This window comes from Streptomyces sp. NPDC002602 (assembly GCF_042889445.1).
Classification (GTDB): domain Bacteria; phylum Actinomycetota; class Actinomycetes; order Streptomycetales; family Streptomycetaceae; genus Streptomyces.
This window is the reverse complement of record NZ_JBIAQX010000001.1, coordinates 166,066-187,030: the sequence shown is the minus strand read 5'-3', so window position 1 is coordinate 187,030 and position 20,965 is coordinate 166,066. Positions and strand designations below refer to the sequence as shown.

8 protein-coding genes and 1 pseudogene are annotated in these 20,965 nt (G+C 69.8%); 8 read left to right on the top strand and 1 reads right to left on the bottom strand.

Translation table 11 applies throughout. The features are described 5' to 3' along the window. Positions 1 to 309: 309 nt before the first annotated feature. The 4 genes from ACFYW3_RS00710 (at position 310) to ACFYW3_RS00695 (ending at position 14,887) form a co-directional block, all read left to right on the top strand. On the top strand, positions 310 to 6,681 hold the full coding sequence (locus ACFYW3_RS00710; RefSeq protein ID WP_389385127.1) for a protein kinase: 6,372 nt from the start codon (positions 310 to 312) through the stop codon (positions 6,679 to 6,681). Positions 6,682 to 6,731: 50 nt separating this feature from the next. Continuing rightward, positions 6,732 to 9,692, top strand: a complete 2,961-nt coding sequence (locus ACFYW3_RS00705; RefSeq protein ID WP_389385126.1) for a DEAD/DEAH box helicase — start codon at positions 6,732 to 6,734, stop codon at positions 9,690 to 9,692. Further along, the gene (locus ACFYW3_RS00700; RefSeq protein WP_389385125.1) at positions 9,692 to 13,777 is read left to right on the top strand and encodes an Eco57I restriction-modification methylase domain-containing protein; all 4,086 of its coding nucleotides are present in this window, start codon (positions 9,692 to 9,694) and stop codon (positions 13,775 to 13,777) included. Before ACFYW3_RS00705 ends, ACFYW3_RS00700 begins: the two co-directional genes overlap by 1 nt. Positions 13,778 to 13,915: 138 nt before the next feature. After that, positions 13,916 to 14,887 carry an EcsC family protein gene (locus tag ACFYW3_RS00695; RefSeq protein WP_351761203.1) on the top strand — a complete coding sequence of 324 codons (972 nt, stop codon included), beginning with the start codon at positions 13,916 to 13,918 and terminating at the stop codon, positions 14,885 to 14,887. Positions 14,888 to 14,965: 78 nt separating this feature from the next. Here ACFYW3_RS00695 and ACFYW3_RS00690 read toward each other — a convergent pair. Beyond that, positions 14,966 to 15,264: pseudogene (locus tag ACFYW3_RS00690) on the bottom strand (Scr1 family TA system antitoxin-like transcriptional regulator); the annotation flags it as partial. A 388-nt stretch (positions 15,265 to 15,652) separates the two neighbouring features. Here ACFYW3_RS00690 and ACFYW3_RS00685 point away from each other — a divergent pair. From ACFYW3_RS00685 to ACFYW3_RS00670, 4 genes are read left to right on the top strand one after another with little or no spacing between them, the layout of a single operon-like run. After that, a complete protein-coding gene (locus tag ACFYW3_RS00685) occupies positions 15,653 to 17,491 on the top strand; it encodes a hypothetical protein (RefSeq protein WP_389385124.1) in 1,839 nt (612 codons plus the stop codon). Continuing rightward, entirely contained in the window at positions 17,488 to 17,772 is a 285-nt protein-coding gene (locus ACFYW3_RS00680) for a hypothetical protein (protein ID WP_351761209.1), read from the top strand. Before ACFYW3_RS00685 ends, ACFYW3_RS00680 begins: the two co-directional genes overlap by 4 nt. After that, positions 17,769 to 18,395, top strand: coding sequence for a nucleotide exchange factor GrpE (gene grpE, locus ACFYW3_RS00675; RefSeq protein ID WP_389385123.1), 627 nt, complete (start codon positions 17,769 to 17,771; stop codon positions 18,393 to 18,395). Before ACFYW3_RS00680 ends, grpE begins: the two co-directional genes overlap by 4 nt. A 58-nt stretch (positions 18,396 to 18,453) precedes the next feature. Continuing rightward, a complete protein-coding gene (locus ACFYW3_RS00670; protein ID WP_351761215.1) occupies positions 18,454 to 20,955 on the top strand; it encodes an Hsp70 family protein in 2,502 nt (833 codons plus the stop codon). The last annotated feature ends 10 nt before the right edge of the window (positions 20,956 to 20,965 follow it).

Genomic DNA, 20,965 nt, shown 5'->3' with positions numbered 1-20,965 from the left:
CCCCGACCGGGCCGCACGTCGGCGACGAGTCGAGGTGAAAGGAGCCTGGAACGTCACACCACAGCCTGCCCCAGAAGCAGACCACCCTGCTCCGGCGGTCACGCCCGCCCCCGAAGCGGCGGCGATCATCCTGCCGAGCGACAGCCGACGGCTTGGGCAATGGAGCACCCATGTGCCGAGCAACCACCCGCCAAGTATCTGTTGACCACGTCAACGGATCTGTGTAACCCTCAGCGATAGCCGTTGGTATACACTCCATCCGGAATGTATCCATCTGGTGTGTGACGGGTGAAACACGGGGGAGGGGCAGTGGCCCTGGAGACGGTGGACACGCGGTTCCGGATCACGGAATTCGTCGGACGCGGGAACATGGGCGAGGTACACCGAGCCGAAGATCTCCATGCTGCCCCCGACTCCCCGCACAGGGAAGTCGCGATCAAGACAGTGCTGCGTGGGCGGACCGGGATCGCAGTCGACACCTCGGGGTCCAACACGGAGATCGACCGCTTCCGCCGCGAAGTGCGGATCATGCGCATGCTCTCCCACGGCCACCCGAACCTCACTCGTCTCATCGACGGTGGCGTCGACGAGACGCCTGGCGGCAGTGGTCTGCCCTACCTGGCCATGGAACTGCTGGACGGTCATCCGCTCGCCGATCTCATCGACGAGGAACCCCAGCTCCCGGTCTCCTGGGTCTCCGCCATCGGGGCGCAGATCGCCGCCGGTCTCACCGCCGCTCACACCGCCGGAGTCGTCCACCGGGATCTGAAGCCGGCCAATGTGATGCTGACCGGCGACGGCACCGTCAAGATCCTCGATTTCGGCATGGGTTCGATCGTCGACGATCCCGACCAGACGCGGCTGACGAGCACGGGCGTCAGCGTGGGCACGGCCCGCTACATGGCGCCGGAGCAGTTCCGGGCCGAACGCGTCTCCGGCCTCGCCGACCTCTACGCCCTCGGCTGCATCCTGTACGAACTCCTCATCGGGCAGCCGCCCTTCTCGGCACGAACCCCGTACGAACTCTCCGAGCAGCACCAGCACGACCGGCCGCCGATCCTGACCCTGGTACGTCCGGACCTCCCGGCAGAGCTGGTCCGCCTGGTGGAGCGGCTGCTGGAGAAGGACGCCGAGCTGCGGCCCGAGAACGCCGCCCTGCTCCGTGACGTGCTGGTCCCGCTGGCGTTCGCACCGGACGAGACGGCCGCCCTGTTGGCTCCGCACTGGCAGGTGATGGATCCGGTGAAGCGGCTGCGCGCCCTGCTTCCCGAACGCGCCCCGGCAGCACCCGTACCCGTGCCGCGCAGGCAGCCGCGGCTGCCCGAGACGATGGACGTCTTCGGCATCCACTCGGAACTGATCAACGAGTACGAAAGCTTCACGAAGAGCGCGACGGTGATCCGGGACCCCCGTATCGAGGGCTTCGTCAAGGACGACCTGGCAAAGAAGTCACAGTGGCCGGACCCCTGGTTGTCTCTGAATCCGTTCTTCGCCGACGGCGGGCAGGTCACCGATCTCGTCCGGGACGGCGTGCTGCACCCCCGGTGCGCCGAGATCTTCCAGGCGGGAAAGAAGGAGAGCGCGCGGCGTCCGGACGGGCGGCCGCTCACCTTTCACCTGCACCAGCGGCAGGCGATCGAGGCCGCCCAGGCCGGCGACTCCTACGTGCTGACCACGGGTACCGGTTCCGGTAAATCCCTCTCGTACATCGTCCCGATCGTGGACCACGTCCTCAAGGAGCGCGAGACGGCGGGCCCTCAGGCGGGGGGCCGGGTGCGCGCGATCGTCGTGTATCCGATGAATGCCCTGGCCAACTCGCAGCTCATGGAGCTGGAGAAGTACCTGCGCCACGGCTTCGGCGCGGGCCACGAGCCGGTCACCTTCGCCCGCTACACCGGGCAGGAGTCCGACGAACAGCGCCGGGAGCTGCGCAAGAGCCCTCCGGACATCCTGCTGACGAACTACGTGATGCTGGAGCTGATGCTGACCCGGCCGGACGACCGGTCGAGTCTCATCCGCATGGCGGACGGGCTGCAGTTCCTCGTCTTCGACGAGCTCCACACCTACCGGGGACGACAGGGCGCCGACGTGGCGTTCCTGATCCGCAGGGTCCGCGAGGCATGCCGTGCCTCCGCCACCCTGCAGTGCGTCGGCACCTCCGCGACCATGTCCACCGAGGGCTCCTGGGAGGACCAGCAGCGCGAGGTAGCCAAGGTCGCCGGACGGCTGTTCGGGACGACCCTGCTGCCGAAGCGCGTCATCGGCGAGACTCTCGTCCGGGCGACCGAGGAAGCTCCGGCGATCGTGCCCGCCGAACGCCTGCGGGTACCGGCAGCTCCTCTCTCGTACGAGGCTCTGACGAAGGACTCGCTGGCCCGCTGGCTGGAGTCGCGGTTCGGGCTGGAGCGCGAGAAGGAAACGGGGCGGCTGCGCCGTTGTGCCCCCGGGACCGTCGAGGCCGCGGCCGTCGATCTGGCCGACGAGTCCGGGGTACCCGAGGAGAAGGTCTGCGAGGCGATCCGCACCACGCTGGAGGCAGGCTCCCGGGCGAAGCATCCGGTGACGGAACGCCCCCTGTTCGCCTTCCGGTTGCACCAGTTCCTCTCCAAGGGCGACACCGTCTACACGACGCTGCAGGATCCGCTCAGCAGGCCGCTCACCCGCACGTACCAGCTGGAGCAGCCGAACAGCGGCGGCATGCCGCTCTTCCCGCTGGCGTTCTGCCGGGAGTGCGGGCAGGAGTACCTGACGGTCTGGCGCACCGAGGACCAGGGTTCGTTCCGGTACGAGCCGCGCCGGGACACGTCCGCCTCGGGCGGCCGTGACGGCGAGGGGTATCTGTACCTCGGCATCCCCGGCGAGGACTACGAATGGCCGGCGGAGCCTCAGACGGCTGTGGACGACCGGCGGTTGCCGGAGTCGTGGCTGGAGCCCGATGCGCAGGGTGTGACCGTCGTCAAGAAGTCGTACCGCCCTCGGGTTCCCAAGCGCGTCGTCGTGGATCCGTTCGGGAACGAGTCGGGAGAGGGTCTGACGGCCGCGTTCGTCCCGGCGCCGTTCCTGTTCTGCGTGCACTGCCAGGTTTCCTATGAGCAGACGCGCGGCCGGGATTTCGCCAAGCTGGCCACGCTGGACCAGGAGGGCCGTTCCTCGGCCACCTCCCTGATCTCGGCGTCGATCGTCAAGTCCCTTCGGGCCGTACCCGAGGACAGTCTGGGCAAGGAGGCACGCAAGCTCCTCACCTTCGTCGACAACCGCCAGGACGCCTCGCTCCAGGCCGGACACTTCAACGACTTCGCGCAGGTGACCCAGTTGCGCGGAGCCCTCTACGAGGCCGCCCTGCGGGCAGGTGAGGAAGGGCTGCACCACGACGACCTCGGCGAGGCGGTGACCGCCGTGATGGGGTTGTCGACGCGCGAGTACACCGGAGGGGCGTCCCTGGCCCCGTCGATGGAGCGCCGGGCGGCGAAGGCCTTCCGGGACGTCGTCGGGTACCGGCTCTACCGGGACCTGGAGCGCGGCTGGCGCATCACGATGCCGAACCTCGAACAGACCGGGCTGCTGCGGATCGACTACGAGGACCTGGCCTGGATCGCCGCGCAGCCGGACCGCTGGGAGTCCACGCACGGGGAGCTCCGCAACGCCGATCCCGCCCTGCGGGAGGAGGTCGCCCGGACGCTTCTCGACCACATGCGGCGGGCTCTCGCCATCGACGTCCAGTACTTCCGCGACGACTTCGACGCCCTGCAGCGGGCGAGCGAGGAGCGCCTGACCGGTCCGTGGGTGCTCAGCGAGGGCGACCGGCCCGCGGTCGGTACCGCCTACCCGTACGGCTCGCGCCCGGGCATGGAGCGCACCGCTCTCTTCTTGTCCGCCCGCGGCAAGTTCGGCAAGTACCTCCGCCGGAACATGCCCGAGCTGCGCGATCTCCCTCCAGAGGACGTCCAGGGCATCATCGAGGACCTCTTGAAGGTGCTGCTCGCGGCGGAACTGGTCCGCGAGGTGGATGCGACGCCCGAGCGCTCCGGACCGGCCTTCCGCCGGACGGCCGCACAGAAGCGGACCGGATACCGGGTGTCGGCCGCCGCCCTCGTCTGGCGCGCGGGGAACGGCGAGCGCGGCGCTGTCGACCCGCTGGCCCGTACCTACAACCAGGGCGAGGGCCCCCGTGTCAACCCCTTCTTCCGCGACCTCTACCGGACGGCGGCAGCGGAGCTGGCAGGGCTGTTCGCCCGGGAGCACACCGCGCAGGTCACGCCGGAGGACCGGCTGGAACGCGAGCGGCAGTTCCGCAGCGCCGAACTCCCGCTGCTGTACTGCTCGCCGACGATGGAGCTGGGCGTGGACATCTCCTCGCTCAATGCCGTCCTGATGCGCAACGTACCGCCGACGCCCGCGAACTACGCGCAGCGTTCGGGTCGGGCGGGCCGTTCCGGTCAGCCCGCGCTGGTGGCCACGTACTGCGCCACCGGTAACAGCCACGACCAGTACTACTTCCGCCGTTCCGAGAAGATGGTGGCCGGGCAGGTGACGCCGCCGCGTCTCGAGCTGGCCAATGAGGACCTGGTCCGCTCCCATCTGCAGGGCATCTGGCTGGCCGAGACCGGCATGAAGCTGGGGACCGCGATCCCGGACATCGTCGACGTCGCCTATGACCCCGATGCCGGCGACCGGCCCGATCCGCAGATGGCGCTGCCGCTCGTCGACGGAATCCGCGACCTGTCGCTGGACGAGGGGGCCCGCCGCCGCGCCGCGGCAGCCGCCCGTACCGTCCTCAACCCGCTGATCAATGACCTCGCCGCCACCACGTGGTGGTACGACGAGTGGATCGAGGATCGGATCGAGCGCGCCCCGCAGCGGTTCGACGACGCCTTCAACCGCTGGCGCGAGCTGTTCCGGGCGGCTGTCATCGACCAGTACGAGCAGAACAGGCGCGTCGTCGACCACACGCTTTCGCCAGGCGAGCAGGGCCGGGCTCGTACCCGTCGCCGTGAGGCCGAGACGCAGACGAACCTGCTGCTGAACCGCTCGTCCGACAACAAGTCGGTGATGAGCGACTTCAACCCGTACCGGTACCTGGCGTCCGAGGGGTTCCTGCCCGGCTACAGCTTCCCGCGGCTGCCGCTGGCCGCGTACATCCCGCGCTCCGGCAACCGCCGCAACGCCGATGGCGACTATCTGCAGCGTCCCCGCTTCCTCGCGATCCGCGAGTTCGGCCCCGGGGCGCTGATCTACCACGAGGGTGCCCGCTACCAGGTCACCCGCGTTCAGCTGCCGCCGGACGCCTCGGGGGATCTGGCAACGGCGGAGGCGCGACGCTGCGACGGCTGCGGCTATCACTACGCGGTCAAGGTCGGCGCCGACGTCTGCGACATGTGCGACGAGCCGCTGAGGAGCAAGCGGACCGGACTTCTGCACCTGCACACCGTGTACACCACGCCGCGCGAGCGGATCTCCTCGGACGAGGAGGAGCGCCGCCGGGCCGGTTTCCGGCTGGAGACCTCGTACGCCTTCCAGGAGCACGGCGCCCGCAAGGGCCGCCTCACCTCGCACGTCACCGACGCGGAAGGAGCACCTGTCCTCGACCTGGACTACGGCGATTCGGCGACCGTCCGCATCACCAATCTCGGCCGGGTCCGGGACAAGGAAGGTGAGCCGGACGGCTACTGGCTCGACCTGGGCGACGGCCGCTGGCTCAACGACCGGGCCGCCGCGGACGCCATCGAGGGGACCGGCATGCCGGTGGTCGACGAGGACGGGAACGAAAAGCGCCGCAAGCGGCGTGTCCTGCCCTATGTGGAGGACCGTCGCAACATCCTCGTGGTCACCCTCGACGAGCCGCAGCCCGAGCCGGTGGCCCTGTCGGTCATGTACGCGCTGGAACGGGGCATCGAGGCGGCGTTCGAGCTGGAGGACTCCGAGCTCACCGCCGAGCTGCTGCCTCCGGACGACGGTCCGCGGCGGCGCATCCTCTTCATGGAGGCGACCGAGGGCGGCGCCGGTGTGCTGCGGCGCATCCAGCACGACAAGGGCGCCCTCGCGAGGGCGGCCAGGACCGCCCTGGAGATCTGCCACTTCGACCCGGTGACCGGCAAGGACGAGGCCGAGGACGAGGACGGGCATTCGACCGACGAGCAGTGCGCCCGGGGCTGCTACGTCTGTCTGCTCAGCTACGCGAACCAGACCCACCACCGCCGGCTCAGCCGGCACAGCGCCAAACCGCTGCTCATGCGGCTGGCCGGGGCACACACCGAGCGGGAGGACCGGGGCGAGTCGCGCAGCGAGCAGTTCCGCAGGCTCGCGCCGGTGGTCGACGTCGCACGCGGCGCGCAGCCGTCCACGGCGCCGACACCGACACCGACGCCGCTGGAGGCCGATCTGGGGGCACTGGTCGCCGGTGGCGACCTGCTCGGCTGGCTCAGGGCCAAGGGCTACCGGCTGCCCGACGAGGTCGAGGTCTTCGTCCCGGAGGCGGGGGCCCGCCCGGACCTCGTCTTCCGGCTGGACGGAGCCAGCCTCGCCGTGTTCGTCGACGGCCCCGGCCCTACGGCCGACTCGATGCGCGACATCGAGGCCGGCTACCGTTTGGAGGACGCCGGCTGGGATGTCCTGCGGTTCCCCACGGACGCGGACTGGGACGCCATCACCGGGCACAACGCCGATTACTTCCACCTGCGTTGACCCACCTCCCCAGACCTTCCTTTCTCGACCTCTAGGAACTGAGACAACTCATGAGCCTCACGTACTCGGCCGGCTCCCTGGTCACCGCCCGTGGCCGGGAATGGGTGGTGCTGCCGGAGAGCACCGACGCCATGCTGGTGCTGCGCCCGCTGGGCGGGAGCGATGACGACATCGCGGCCGTGTTCCCGTTCGAAAAGGTGGAGCCGGCCGAATTCGCGGCTCCGAACCCGGCCGACCTGGGAGACCAGCGGGCCGCCGGCCTGCTGCGTACGGCGCTGCGCATCGGGTTCCGTTCGGGTGCGGGCCCGTTCCGCTCGCTGGCGTCGATCGCCGTGGAGCCCAGGGCCTACCAGCTCGTGCCGCTGCTCATGGCACTGCGGCAGCGCACGGTGCGGCTGCTGATCTCGGACGACGTCGGCATCGGCAAGACGGTCGAAGCCGGTCTGATCGCCAAGGAACTGCTCGCGCAGGGCGAGGCGAGCCGCCTCGCGGTGCTGTGCGCCCCGGCCCTCGCCGAGCAGTGGCAGTCCGAGCTGCGGGAGAAGTTCGGCATCGACGCCGAGCTGATACTGGCCTCCACGGTGTCGCGCCTCGAGCGTGGTCTTGAGCTGGGCCAGTCCCTGTTCGACAAGCACCCGTACACGATCATCTCCACGGACTTCATCAAATCGACCCGGCACCGCGAGGACTTCGTCAAGCACTGCCCCGACCTGGTGATCGTCGACGAGGCCCACTCCTGCGTGTCCGCCGACGACAGCGCCCAGGGCGGTGCCTCCTCCTCGGCGAACCAGCTCCGCTACGAGCTGCTGCGCCGCGTCTCCGCCTCCCCCGACCGGCACCTGCTGCTGCTGACCGCGACCCCGCACTCCGGCAAGGAGGCCGCGTTCCGCAACCTGATCGGCCTCGTGCGGCCCGAACTCGCCACGCTGGACCTGGAGTCCCCCAAGGGGCGGGCGGAGCTCGCCAAGCACTTCGTGGCCCGCAAGCGCGCCGACGTCCGTAACTACCTCACCAAGGAGGACGGCCTCGCCGACGACTCCCTGGCCGAGCGGACCGCGTTCCCGTCGGACCGCTGGACGAAGGACGAGCCGTACAAGCTGACGCCTGCATACCGGGCGCTGCTGGACGACGCCATCGCCTACGCGCGCGATCGCGTCACGGCGGCCGGGGAGCAGGGCAAACGGGAGGCCCGGATCGCCTGGTGGTCGGTGATCGCCCTGCTGCGCTCGATGGTGTCGTCACCGGCGGCCGCCGCCCAGACCCTCAAGACCCGCTCGGAGTCGGCGGCCGCCCGCACCGCCCAGGAGGCGGATCTTCTGGGCGCCCCCGTGGCCTCCGATTCCGCCGAGAACGACCGCCTGGAGGGCATGGACGTCGCCCCGGGCGCCGCCGAGTCGGAGGAGGCGGGTGCGCGGCTGCTCGAACTGTCCCAGCGGGCCGCGCAGCTCGTCGGTCCGGCCGAGGACGCGAAGCTGAAATCCCTCATCCGGCATCTGAAGGGCCTGATCGCCGACGGCTACCACCCGATCGTCTTCTGCCGCTACATTCCCACCGCCGAGTACCTCGCCACGCAGCTGGAGGGAAAGCTCGGCAAGAAGGCCCGGATCGCCGCGGTGACCGGCACGCTCTCCCCGCAGCAGCGTCTGGAGCGCATCGAGCAGCTCGCCACCGGCTCGGCCGAGGACGCCGCCGATCCGGCCGTGCGCCGCGTGCTGATCGCCACCGACTGCCTGTCCGAGGGCGTCAACCTCCAGCACCACTTCGACGCCGTCGTCCACTACGACCTGGCCTGGAACCCGACCCGGCACGACCAGCGCGAGGGCCGGGTCGACCGGTACGGGCAAAAGCGCGACCAGGTCCGGGTCATCACCATGTTCGGCGAGGACAACGGCATCGACGGCAAGGTCCTGAAGGTGCTGTTCGAGAAGCACCGTCAGATCCTGAAGGACCTCGGTATCTCCGTCTCCGTCCCCGACGAGACCGCCTCCGGTGTCACCGACGCCGTCGTGGAGTGGCTGCTGCTGCACGGACGGCAGGGCAGCCAGGAGAGCCTGTTCGAACTGGACGGCCACCAGGACTCGTTCGACCGGATCGAGCGCGAGTGGAATTCCGCCGCCGAGCGGGAGAAGACGTCCCAGTCCAAGTACGCCCAGCGCACGATCCACCCGGAAGAGGTGGCACGCGAGGTCGCCGCCGTACGGACCGCGCTCGGCGGCGCCGACGAGGTCCGCGGCTTCGCCCTGGAGGCGTTGCGGGACCTGGACGCCCTGGTCCGCACTGTGACGTCCTCTGGGCGCGACGGCTCCGGTGACTTCACCGCCCAGCCCGGCGGCACCCCGGCCGGTCTGCGGGACGCGCTCGCCGCCACGCTCGGCGGGCGGATCGTAGAGGAGGACCGCGAGATCCCGTTCCGCACCACGCCGGCGATCGCCCGCGGTGAGGCGGCGCTGGTCCGCACCGACCCGGCGATCGGCGCGATCGCCTCGTACGTCCTGGACTCCGCGCTGGACGCGAAGACCCCCGGCCCCCGTCCCGCGCGCCGCTGCGGCGTGGTCACCACGGACGCCGTGGCCGTCCGCACCACGCTCCTCCTGGTCCGCTACCGGTTCCACCTGACGCTGCCGTCCCGCAAGGGCGATCAGCAGCTGGTCGCCGAGGACGCGCGGCTCCTCGCGTACGAGGGGATGCCCGCGCGCGCCCGCTGGCTGGACGACGACGCGGCGGCCGCTCTCCTCTCGGCCCGCGCGAGCGGCAACACCCACGAGCTCGCCGCCCGCAACGCCATCACCAAGGCCCTGGACGGCCTGCCGGACCTGACCGCGCATCTCACCGCGTACGGAACACGCCTGGCCGGCGAGCTCGACGCCTCGCACCGTCGGGTACGCAAGGCCAACGAGGAGATCGTCCGCGGCCTCAAGGTCGTCCCGCAGGAGCCCGCCGACGTCCTCGGCGTGTACGTCTACCTGCCCCCCGTCGCATCAGCCCCTACCGTTTCCGGAGCCGAAGCCTGATGTCCGCCGCCACCCGCACCGCCCTGGCCTTCACCGCCGTCGCCCCGGTCGGCGGTCTGCTCCCCTCCGACATGCTGCTGCGCATCGCCGAGGCACGGAACCTCCCGGGCACCAAGTCCGCCGACTACGGCCTGCCCGCATCGGTACCCGTACGGTTCGAGGCGGAGCGTGCCTGGGAGTACCTCAAGCCGCTCTGGCGTGACCTGCGCGCCGCCCTGCCCTCGCACCCGGAGACCGGAGCGCCCGCCGCCGATCCGACGGGCCGCGCCGGCAACGACTGGCTGGCGCAGCTTTTCCGCAAGCTGGACTTCGGCGCGCTGACGGAGGTCGGCGCGGAGGGCATCGCGGCCGACTCCGACCCGGACAAACGCTTCCAGGTCTCCCACCGCCACGGCCCGGCCCTCATCCACCAGGTCCCTTGGAACCAGGACCTCGACAAACGCCCGGCCCCCGGCCAGGTCCCCGCCCAGTCGATGGTCCAGGACTGCCTCAACCGCACCGAAGCCCACCTGTGGGCGGTCGTCACCAACGGCCGCCGGCTCCGACTGCTGCGCGACTCGTCCTCGTTCTCCACGGCGGCCTACGTAGACGTCGACCTCGAAGCCCTCTTCGACGGCGAGCTGTTCAGCGAGTTCGTCCTCCTGTACAGCCTGCTGCACGCCTCCCGGTTCACGGTGCCGGAGGGCACGACGCCGGCCGGGTGCTGGCTGGAGAAGTGGCGCGCCGAAGCCGTCACCTCCGGCACCCGCGCCCTGGACCAGCTGCGCCTGGGCGTACAGAACGCCCTGACCGTCCTCGGCACCGGCTTCCTGCGCCACCCTGACAACGGCGCACTGCGGGAGGACACCGACCCGAGGGCTTTGCGGGACGCCCTGCTGCGTCTCGTCTACCGGCTGCTGTTCATCTTCGTCGCGGAGGACCGCGGCGCGCTGCTGGACCCCGAAGCCGGTGAGGGGCCTCGGGACGCCTACGAGCGGTACTTCTCCTCCGCCCGTCTGCGCGAGCGCGCCCGCCGCCGCCAGGGCACGGCCCACGGCGACCAGTACGAGGCCCTGCGCATCGTCCTCGAAGCCCTGGGCACGGAGGGCGGCCGCCCCGAGCTGGCGCTGCCGGGCCTCGGCGGCCTGTTCTCCGACACCGACACGGATGCTCCGCTGGGCGGCCTGAAGCTGTCCAACGAGTCGCTGCTCTCCGCCGTCCGCCACCTCGCCCAAGTCCGCGACCAGGGCGCGCGACGGTGGCGGCCCGTCGACTACCGCCACCTCGATGCCGAGGAACTGGGCTCGGTGTACGAGTCGCTGCTGGAGCTGGAGCCGAAGCACTCGGCGACGGACCGCTCCTTCGAGCTGGTAGAGGTTGCGGGCAACACCCGCAAGACGACGGGCAGTTACTACACCCCGTCCTCCCTGATCGAGTGCCTGCTCGACACCACCCTCGACCCGGTGATAGACGACGCGGTCAAGCGGGGCGAACAGCGTGCCACCACCGCCGGCCACCCCGACCCGGCCGACGACATCGTCGCGGAGCTGCTGTCCCTGACGGTGTGCGACCCGGCCTGCGGCTCCGGCCACTTCCTAGTCGCGTCAGCCCGGCGCATCGCCAAGCGGGTTGCCTCGGTGCGCGAACGCAACCCGGAGCCGGCGGACGGCGCAGTGCGGCACGCGCTCCGCGAGGTTGTGGCCCGCTGCATCTACGGCGTCGACCTCAACCCGATGGCGGTGGAGCTGGCCAAGGTGTCGCTGTGGCTGGAGGCGATGGAACCGGGCAAGGCGCTCGGCTTCCTGGACGCCCACGTCAGGCATGGAAACGGCCTGATCGGCGCGACCCCGAAGCTGCTGGCCGACGGTGTACCTGACGACGCCTTCAAGCCGCTTGAGGGCGACGACCGAAAGTACGCGTCTGCCCTCGTCAAGCGCAACAAGGCCCAACGCGGAGGCCAAGACGAGCTTCTGTTCGACACGGAGCCCCTGCCGGGCAACGAGCGGTATGGCGTTGAACTCGCCCGGATCACCGCCGCTCCGTCCGACTCGCTGGAGGATGTGCACGCCCAGGAGTCTGCCTACCGCGCGTATACCGAATCGTCCACGTACGTCCAGGATCTCCATGCCGCCGACGCGTGGTGCGCAGCGTTTGTGTGGCCGAAGTACGCGGGGGCGCCGGAGGCTCCGACGGACCAGATGTTCCGGGCGCTGCGAGGCCGGGACCGGTCGGCTGTGCCGGACGCGACCGACAAGCAGATCCTGGAGTTGCGCGCCCAGTACCGGTTCTTTCACTGGCACCTAGAATTTCCGGAGGTATTTGCCGTCCCGGAGTCGGGGACCAGCGTCCAGCAGGGGGCCGGGTGGGACGGCGGGTTCGACGCGGTGGTGGGGAATCCACCGTGGGAGCGGGTGAAGCTCCAGGAGCAGGAGTTCTTCGCCCAGCGTGACCCGCGCATCTCCGAGGCCAAGAACGCCGCCGCGCGGAAACGACTCATTGCCGACCTGCGCGACGACCGCGACGGCGCCCGCCTCTACGCCGAATTCGAGGTCGCCAAGCGGCGCGCAGAGGGCGAGAGTCACTTCCTGCGCACCAGCGCCCGCTTCCCACTGACAGGGCGTGGCGACATCAATACGTACGCTGTTTTCACGGAGACGGACCGCACGCTGACGGGACCGCGGGGGCGGACGGGCGTGATCGTGCCCACGGGTATCGCTACGGACGCGACGACGCAGTTCTTCTTCAAGGACGTCGTCACGAATGGCCAGCTCGCCGCCCTCTACGACTTCGAGAACGAAGACAAGGTCTTCCCCGAGGTCCACAACCAGCTGCGGTTTTGCCTGTTCATGCTGCGCGGCTCAGGAAGCCTCCATGAGCCGATCCGGCTGGTGTTCAAGGTACGGCAGCCGGAACAGATCACCGATCGGAGCTATCTACTGGGGGCCGAGGACGTCCTGACCATGAACCCGAACACCGGAACCTGCCCTGTGTTCAGCCACAAGCGGGACGCGGTCATCACTCTGGGGATCTACAGACGGGTTCCCGTGCTAATCAACGAAGCGAAGCCGAACGGAAACCCCTGGGGCATCTCGTTCATGACAATGTTCCACATGTCGAATGATTCCCACCTGTTCCGTCCCTCGGCTCAGGACAACGAAGGCTTCGACGACCTACTCAAGACCGGCTGGACCCTCGAAGGCAACGTACTCGTTCGCGGCGAAGAGTACATGCTTCCGCTGTACGAAGCGAAAATGCTGCATCACTACGACCACCGTTTCTCCACTTACGAGAGCGCCACGGAGAAGCAACTCAACAAGGGCACTCTCCCTCGCTTCACCATGGAAAAGCACCAGGACGCCTGCGCCGTCCCTATGCCGCGCTACTGGGTGCCAGAGCGGGATGTTCCGACTGGCGAGCTCGACAAGGACGGCAATCCGGTCATGGAGCCTGGCGTCCGCAGTCGACTGACGGTCAAGGGGTGGAGCCGGGGCTGGGTGCTGGGCTTCCGAAAGATCTGCCGCGCATCAGACGAGCGCACCGCAATCACGTATGTGTTCCCTCGTGCGGGCCTCGGCGACTCCGGCAACATCTTGATCCCTCGGGACTTCGAACATGCACCACTGCTTTACGCCAACAGCGTCTCAATGGTGCTTGACTATGTGCTGCGACAGAAGCTCGGTGGCGCCAACTTGAACTTCTTCCAGTTCGAGCAGCTACCTTTCATCGCCCCGGAAGCAATTGCTGCGCACGCAAGTTTCTTGATCCCGCGCATCCTTGAACTCACCTACACGGCGCACGACATGCGCACGTTCGCCCACGACCTCAGTGACACTGGGAACCCCTTCCGCTGGGACCCCGACCGCCGAGCCGTCATCCGTGCCGAGCTGGACGCCCTCTTCTTCCACCTCTACGGCATCACTCGCGAGGACACCGCCTACATCCTGGACACCTTCAACGTCACCCGCGACAACGACGTGAAGGCACACGGCGAGTACCGCACCAAGAATCTGATCCTCGCCGAGTACGACCGGATGGCCACAGACGGCTTGGCCGAGTACCGGTCCACCCTCACCCCGCCCCCCGGCCAGGGCCCCCGCCACGACTGATCCGCCTCTGGGGTGGCCGCGTTCCGCGGTCACCCCAGGGAGTGCCACCCGCTCAACCTCAATTCATCGGTCCCGTGCACCCTGCCGTCACCCTCGAAATGGAGAATCTCATTGAGCATTCACACGGCCCCACCCTCGATGAGCACGTACGAGGAACAGGTGTGGAAGGCGCTCAACGAACACTGGGAGCGCCGCAACAACCGTCGTGGTCTGCCCAAATGGGCGACCAACGCCCTCGACCGCACCGGGGAGGTCGCGGGAAGCGCCGGGCGTCGAGTAAAGGAGGCCGTGCCGGAAGCGGTCAAGGAGCCCATACGTCGCGCGGGTGACGCGATCGCCGATGCGGCCCTGCGACCTGCGGCCGCGGGCGCGACGGCGCTGCTCGACCTGGTCAACGACTGGGCGTTGGAGCTCAACGACCCGAAGAGCGTCGAGAAAATCGCCCGAAAGCAAGGGCTCGAGATCGACAGCTTCGCCGATCTGCGGGAGCAGGACCTCAAGGTCTGCGACCGTCTGCTGGGCGCCAACACCATGAAGTGGCGGACCGCCGGCGCGTTCGAGGGGGGCGCCATGGGTGCACTGGCCATGGTCCCCGTCGCCGGTATCCCTGCCGCGATGACGGCGGACATCCTCGTCATCCAAGTCCTGAGCGCGTCGATAGCCGCGCGCATCGCGTACTCCTACGGCTATGACGCCAAGGACCCGGATGAACAGCTCTTCATCCAGCGCCTGGTGCACCAGTCCTTCAAAGCGCAGGTGGCCAAGGCCGAGCCGCTGCGCCAGACCGCTCAGGCGGCGCAGGCACTCAAGGGGCGCGTGAGGTGGTCGGACAAGCTCCGTCACGACCACAAACTCGCGGCCGCTCTTGAAAAGTTGATGAAGCACCTGAGCCCGGCGGGCTCCAAGGTGTCGGTCAAAACCGTGGCCAAGGTCGTGCCGTTCGTCGGCATCCTCGTCAGCGCCGGCCTGAACTCCGCCGTCCTCGGCCGCGTGGCCTCCGAGGCCCAGCGGTACTGCCAGACCCGCTTCCTGTGCGAAAAGTACGGGCTGCCGCTGCCGGCCGCACTGGCGGCCGATCCGGACGACGACCTCGAGACCGACTTCGCGTAAGCGCCACACCCCCTGAAGGAACGGTGTGCCGCCATCGCAGGCGGTGCACCGTTCGTTCAGCCACCCGCCACGAACCTCACACCCCTGGAACTCCAACTCCAACGGCACCACCTGGCGTCACGTTGCGCGGAGCGGTGAGCTCAAGCACGTGGTCCAGCATGCTCGCATGTAGCGCCGTCCCGCCCAGCCTGTGCCGGAACACATTGCTGCTCCACGAGGAAGCTGAACGGCACGGTCACCCGTTCCCGCGCCTTCCACTGCCGCTCCATCCGTGCGGTGAGCTGGTCCTCCGTCTGCTCATCGCTCAGCAGCGGGATGCTGTTGTCGAACACCGCCCGCGTATACGTCTCCGACTGCAGCAACCCCGGTACCAGCCGGCTCGCGCTCCAATTCCACCCGTCGGCCGAAGTGCTCCGCGTGGACTTGACCGACGCGCACGGGAGGCGGTTTCCTCGGCGCCCCCGCCCTCACGACGAGGACATCCCGCCCCTCGCGCTGCACACCGGCGGGTACGGCCTCGCGCTCGTCGCTGCCCTCGCCGACTACTGGGAGACGGTCCCCCACCCGCCCAGCGGCAAGACCGTCCGGGCCGTACTGAGGACTTCGGCATCGAGCCTGCGCGACCGTCCCGCCCGACGGTGCCCGTCACCCTCAAAGGTGGAATCACGCCAAGATCGCCCGATGTGCAGAGAAGTGCGTTGACGTCGCCAACACACCTCCCTACGGTGGTTCTTGTTACGTGGGGGATCCAGGGGGCGGCAGCGCATGCAGGCGGACGAGACCGGTGGACCTGACTGGGACGTCACAGCCGAATCCCTGTTGGATGCCGCCGTAGAGGCTTTCCTGCGAGCCGAGTTCAACATCGTGCAGCCGATTCTGCAGCGACTGCGACACGAGTTCGGTGTACCCGACATCGGGTCCACCGCCGTTCGCCACGACACGCTCCTCGCTGCGCTCGCCGCGCGGGTCGGGAACTGGCCGGACGTACTGCGCCGGTGCCCCGACTTCGACCTTGTCGAGGCGGACACGGGAATCGTTCACGCCCTCGCCGTAATCGCTCTCCGCGAGCTGGCTCAGGAGGGGCAGCACACCGATGCTCGCACCGCGGCGGTCGTGATCGTGCTGTGGGCGTACCTCCTGGACGAGGAGGACTCGGACGACTTCCGCGCTCTGCTCACCGAGCGGCGGGGTGAGCCCGTGCCCGATGCGGCCTGGGAGCAGGCCCACGCCCAGCTCCGCAACCGGATCTCAGAGCTGCTGCGCGCCTTGGACGTCCGGGCCGGGCGGGACGTCCTTTCCGCCTGGAGCACGGCTTGGGAGGCCGAGTGCGAGGGCGGCGCGGTCTCCTTCGCCGACCTTCCCGCGGACGCCGGACCGGATGCCCTGACCACTCTCGCAGACGCTGCTGAGTACCTCGTTCGCAACGGCCGCGGCGCCGAGCTCCTCATCGCCTACGAGGCCCGGCACCCCGACTCCATGCCGGCTGACCTGCCCGGTCATGACGCGTGCACCGTATCCCTGGCCCGGGCTCTCGCGGGCCGGGGCCGGGACCTGGCGCGGGCCTGCAAGTGGAGCGAGGCCCTCGCCGACCTCGATGCGGCGGTATGGCTCGGGCACACCCTCAAGGACGACGAGCGGGCGGCCGTCCTGCAAGCGGGAAGGAACGTGGGCCGGAGCCGCACCGGGCTCGACTACTCGTCCCGGGTACGGATCGCCGGACTGGAACAGGCCCACTCCCTCCTGCCCCAGGACACCTCCCTGGCCGACGAACTCACCGCCGAACTGGTGGCCGAGGGCAAGAGAGTCGAGCGTTCCGACCCCCGGGAGAGCCGGAGCCGTTTCGCGCGCGCCCTGGCCGTGACACCCGCGCACCCGGAGGCCCGGGCAGGCCTCGACAGTCACCTGACCGCCGACTTGGAGAAGGCGATCAAAAGTACGCACGCGGGGGACGCGATCCTGGTCGACGAGGTGCGGGGCCTCCTCGCCCGCGACCCGGAATGCATGCCGGCCCGGCTGTGGCTCAGCAAGCACCACGCCGAGCGGGCCGTGTCAGCGGCCGCACTCGGGCGTACGGACGAGGCACGCGGCGCCGTCCGGGAGATTTTCCGGTACGACGGCCCGGAGAGGTCTCCCGGCGAGCGGCTCGTCGACGACCGGCTCGTGGGCATCCTGGTCGCCGCGGCCCGGATCACCGGCATCGCAGACGCCCGCGCCGGCCTGGAGCGCCGCGTACAGCTGCTGCACACGGCCGCGTCCGTCCCGAGCCACACCCGGGGCCACGTCAGGGAGGACCTGAACGAGGCGCTCCTGCATCTCGCCGAGCACCTGGAGGATGCGGCTTCTCCCTCGGACGTCATCGAGCTGTTCCTCCGGGACCTGATGCGGACGGGGGTCAGCGCACGGTTCGACCAGATCGTGGAGGCCGCCTACCGCAACCGTGCCCGGGTCCGGGAGACGGCCGGAGATCCCGGTGGGGCGCTTCGGGACCGCAGGTGCGCGGAGCGGGTCGGCGCCGGGCTGCCGGACCAGGGGTTTCTCTTCGGTCCCGCCTCCGCCAGACCACCACGGCGCAACGCCGACACCGGACAGGACACTCTCTTTTGACCACCGGAGCACCTTCCCCGAAGCACGCCGACTCCGAGCCGCCCGCGCTCCCCTGGTTCGGTCCCACGCTCCACGAGCTCATCCCCGGCACCCCGCTCGGCGCCCGGCCGCTGGTTCTCCGGAAGCAGGCGGCCCGGGAGCTGAGTGCCGCCCGGAAGGACCCGGCCAGGCACGCGCTCGTCGAGCGGGCCAACCAGAACTCCCACACGCCCGCCGACGCCCTCGTCGCCGAGATGCTCACTCCGCCCCTGCCCCGCCAGCACACCGAGGAACGCCCGTGACCCGTCCCGTCCCCGTCGACGCCGGCAGCACGCCGTCCGAGCTCGACAAACTGCGACACAGGGTGGCCGCCCTGTCCGGTAAACGGGACGAGGCCGAAGCCCGTCTGGACACCCTGCTGGAATCGCTGCTGCGGCTCGACGACCTGCTCGCCGATACCCGCCGCCGCGTCGGAGCCCTGCACGAGGCTCGCTCCGCCCGGGAGACGGCATCGGCCGCCGCCGTACTGGGCGAGCAGATCGACTCGGCCCATGTGATGCTGCGCGGCGAGTTCGCCCTGTACGACGTCAGCCCGATCGAAGTCCTGGGCAGGGCAGCGGACCCTGCGGAGATGCGCGTCGTGGGCACTGAGCCGCATCCGACCCGCCCGGACGGCACCGTGCTGCGGGAGAAGGTCACCGGCTTCCGGCGGGGCTCCGTCACGCTGCGGCCCGCGGATGTGGTCGTCGCGGTGCCGGGTCCGGCACCGGAGCCCGTGGCGGAACCCGCACCCGAGCCCGTACCCGAGTCCGGGCTGCCCCCGGCGAGCAGCGCAAGGAGCCAGCCCCGGCGTAGGACCCGCTCCCAACGGCGGCTTCCCCGCAAGGCGTCGGCCGGACGGGGACGCCGTTCCCGCCGCGCCTGACCGGGCACCGCCCCTCCACCCAGTACTGCCGCACCTCGACGTTCAGGAAGCGACTCGCATGCACCGGACCCTCGGCATCGACCTCGGTACCACCAACTCCGTCACGGCATGGATGCGCGACGGCGTCCCCCTCGTCCTGCCCAACCGGGACGGCGGCCAGGCCACCCCTTCGGCCGTCGGGCTCGACTCCCGCGGCGCCCTGCTCGTCGGCCAGGAAGCCCTCAACTGGCAGCTCGGCAACCCCCTCTCCGTGATCACGGAGGTCAAGCGGCTGATCGGGCGGCGCTGGGCGGACGAGCTCGTCAAGCAGGCCCTCGAGGCGCGGCCCGACGACGCCCCGCCCGTACGGGAGAGCGCCGACGGCTCGGTGGAGATCCGGCTCGGCACGCACTACCTCTCGCCCGTGCAGGTCTCCGCCATTCTGCTGCGCAGGCTCAGGAAGGACGCCGAGGACGCGGCGGGCGTGCCGTTCCGGCGGGCGGTGATCACCGTGCCCGCCTACTTCGCCGAGCCGCAGTTCGACGCGGTGCGCGAAGCGGGGCGACTCGCCGGCTTCCACGTGGCGCGGATCGTGCAGGAGCCGACCGCGGCCGCGCACGCCTTCGGAGTCCGGCCCGGCGAGGACGGACTCAAGGACTACGCGACCGTGCTCGTCTTCGACCTGGGCGGCGGCACCTTCGACGTATCGCTTCTCACGATCGGGCCCGGGCACTTCTCTGTGGCCGGACTCGGCGGGGACAACCTCCTTGGCGGAGCCGACTTCGACGCGCTGCTCGACGGCCACGTACGCAAGCAGCTCGTCGGACGCGCCCTCGACGGTGATGGTGACGACTCCCGTATCCGGGCCGCCGCCGAGCGGGCGAAGGTCGAATTGTCCGGGCAGGAAGCCGTCGACGTCGTTCTCGCTCCGCTCGGACGTCAGGGCGGAGCCTGGTCCGGATCGGTGCGGCGCGCCGACTTCGAGGAACTTCTGGCCGGGCACCTGCACCGGATGCGGGAGACGGTCGAGACGGTACTGACGGGGTACAGCGCGACGCCCGAGGACGTCCAGCGGGTTCTGCTGGTCGGCGGTTCCACCCGTATTCCGGCCGTCCGGCGCGGCCTCCAGGACCTCTTCGGCAAGGACGCGGTGTCGGACGCCGTCGATCCCATGACCGCCGTCGCGCACGGCGCTGCAGTGGAGGCGGGTCTCCTCGACACCCTCGGCTGCTCGTCCGCAACCTGCACCACCGACGGCATCCCCGTCGACTCCGAGGCCTGCCCGGACTGCGCCACCCCGCTCCTCGGCGCCCTCACGGTCGACTGCCCGGGCTGTCACGTCCCCGCCCCCGAACTCACCGCCTCCTGCCCCGTGTGCGCCGCGGACCTGTCCGGCCTGCGCGCGGCCGCCCCGGTCGTGGCCCTCGCCGAATGCACGGCCTGCGGCCGCGACGACAACCCCGCCGGTGCCTCCGTCTGCCTCGACTGTGACGCGCCGATGGACACGGGCGGCCTGAAGTGCCCTTCGTGCAATCTGGTCAACGCCCCCGGGCTCAGCGCCTGCTCGTTCTGCGACGGCGACTTCGGCACCGCCCTCCCCCAGCAGATCACGGCCCAGCACATCGGCATCGAGCTGGAGGATGGCACCGTGGAGGTCCTGATCCCCGCCGGCACCCTGTACCCGACGCAATGGCACCAGGTGGACACTCTGGGAATCCACGGAGCCGACGGCACGTCCGTACGGTTCAACGTCTGGGAAGGGCCGCACCTGCGCTCGGCCCAGCGCAACGAGTTCTGCGGGGGCTTCGTCGACCCGAGTCCAGACGGGCTGCGGGGCGATGTGCCGCTCACTCTTGAGGTACGGCTCGACGCCGACCGGACCATCGACCTGCGCTACCGCATCGGTTCCGAGGACTGGTCCCTTGCCCGGCTCCGACGCAACATGATCTCCGAAGCCGTGCGCCGGAAGGGCGTAGGCCTGCTGAAGCGCTACTCCGAGTTCCTGGACGAATGGAGGCAGGAACTCACCCACGCCGAGAAGGACGCGCTCACCGAGATCGCGGCAGATCTCGAGGCTCTCGGGCGGGGAGAACCCCTGAGCCGGTCCCTGGACGGGCTGCTGGATTCCGCCCGCGACACCCTGGAGCTGTGCCGGGGGGCTCGGGGCGCCCAGGCCGGAGCGCGCATGGCCGCCCGGCGAGGGAACGGCCTCCTGCCGTCGCAGTCCGTGCGGGACATGACGGAAGCGGCCGAGGACGTCAAGGACGCGCGCGAGGCCATGAACACCAGGGGGATGCGGGAAGCCTCGGACCGGGTGGACAGCCTCATGGCCGGAATCGACCCGGTGGTGCGTGCCGCGCTCTACGCCATCCATCTCGCCGAGCAGAACGCCTATCCCGCGACCCTGCGCGGCGAGGTCCTGGCCGCCCGCGATGCCCTGCTCGGCGCGAAGGACGACGATCAGGACACCCGGGACACCCAGCTCGTCCGCCTCGGCCAGCTCTACGAGAACGGCCGCCACCTGTTCGCCGACGGCAGCACGTTCTCGCTCCCGTCGAGCGTCCTGCCCTCCCGGCGGTGAGCAATTTCCC

Bases quoted from the DNA above. Each gene is read 5' to 3' on its own strand.
- ACFYW3_RS00700 (WP_389385125.1), top strand. From the start codon at position 9,692: ATGTCCGCCGCCACCCGCACCGCCCTGGCCTTCACCGCCGTCGCCCCG.
- ACFYW3_RS00705 (WP_389385126.1), top strand. From the start codon at position 6,732: ATGAGCCTCACGTACTCGGCCGGCTCCCTGGTCACCGCCCGTGGCCGG.
- ACFYW3_RS00670 (WP_351761215.1), top strand. From the start codon at position 18,454: ATGCACCGGACCCTCGGCATCGACCTCGGTACCACCAACTCCGTCACG.
- ACFYW3_RS00685 (WP_389385124.1), top strand. From the start codon at position 15,653: ATGCAGGCGGACGAGACCGGTGGACCTGACTGGGACGTCACAGCCGAA.
- ACFYW3_RS00695 (WP_351761203.1), top strand. From the start codon at position 13,916: ATGAGCACGTACGAGGAACAGGTGTGGAAGGCGCTCAACGAACACTGG.